Source organism: Amycolatopsis vastitatis (assembly GCF_002234595.1).
In the GTDB taxonomy this organism is placed as follows: Bacteria; Actinomycetota; Actinomycetes; order Mycobacteriales; family Pseudonocardiaceae; genus Amycolatopsis; species Amycolatopsis vastitatis.
Genome location: NZ_NMUL01000114.1, coordinates 1 through 833, shown reverse-complemented (window position 1 = coordinate 833; position 833 = coordinate 1). Strand labels below are relative to the sequence as shown.

General features: G+C 72.1%; 1 protein-coding gene. It reads right to left on the bottom strand.

Translation table 11 applies throughout. The features are described from left to right. Positions 1–741 (bottom strand): SAM-dependent methyltransferase (locus CF165_RS49655; protein WP_093954556.1); only part of this gene is annotated, 741 nt, incomplete at its 3' end. Positions 742–833: the final 92 nt, after the last annotated feature.

Genomic DNA, 833 nt, shown 5'->3' with positions numbered 1-833 from the left:
CACCATCGTGCGGATCTCGGCGCGGGTCGCGACAGCCCCGGCCATCTCGAGAAGGAGAGCCTGGACCCGGCTCGCAGCCTGTGTCAGCGCGGGCTCCTCCGGGTCGAGCAGGTGGGTGAGCACGAGTACCGAGCCCGGTGGCAGCCACGCGATGTGCTCCTGGACCACGGCCGCGGCGTCGTCGCGGGTGCCGGGGTGGAACGAAAGCGTCCCCCCGAGAACCACGCCGATCGGCCCGTCCTCCGGAGGTGTGCGGTGGCTTGCCAGTCCGGCCTGCACTGCGGCGGGGTTCAGCGGATCGGCGTCGACGATGCGGACCGGCCCTTCGCGGACTGGCCTGTCGCCGCCGTCGTTTCCGACCAGCGCCCGCAGGTGCGCCAGGACCACCGGCTCGTACTCGAGGTACCAGACGCGGGCGTCGCCGTCCGGCCCGCAGATGACCTCGTCGATGCGGTCGACGGAGGGCTGCGGCAGCGACCAGGGAACGGCGGTCACCCACTGCGTGATGTCGTGCGCAGCGGCGATGTACCGCACGGCACGGCAGACGAATTCCGCCTCGGACCTCAACGCGAATCCGAACGCCGGCACCGCGGCGGTCAGTTTGTCGAGCAGGATCCGGTCGACCTGGTAGTTGTCTGTCCCGTGGAGGGCGGCGTTGTACAGGCGGGCGGGCGTCGGGCGGCCTGAGTTGACGCCGACCGGCGTGCGCAGCAGGCCGGTCTTGGCGAGCGGCGCGTTCACGATGCGTGACCGATCGCCGGGAGCGCAGCGCCTTGGTAGCTGCAGGCGACAGCCCAGGGGTGGCCGCCGGGGCAGCCGCTGCGGCACGAGGG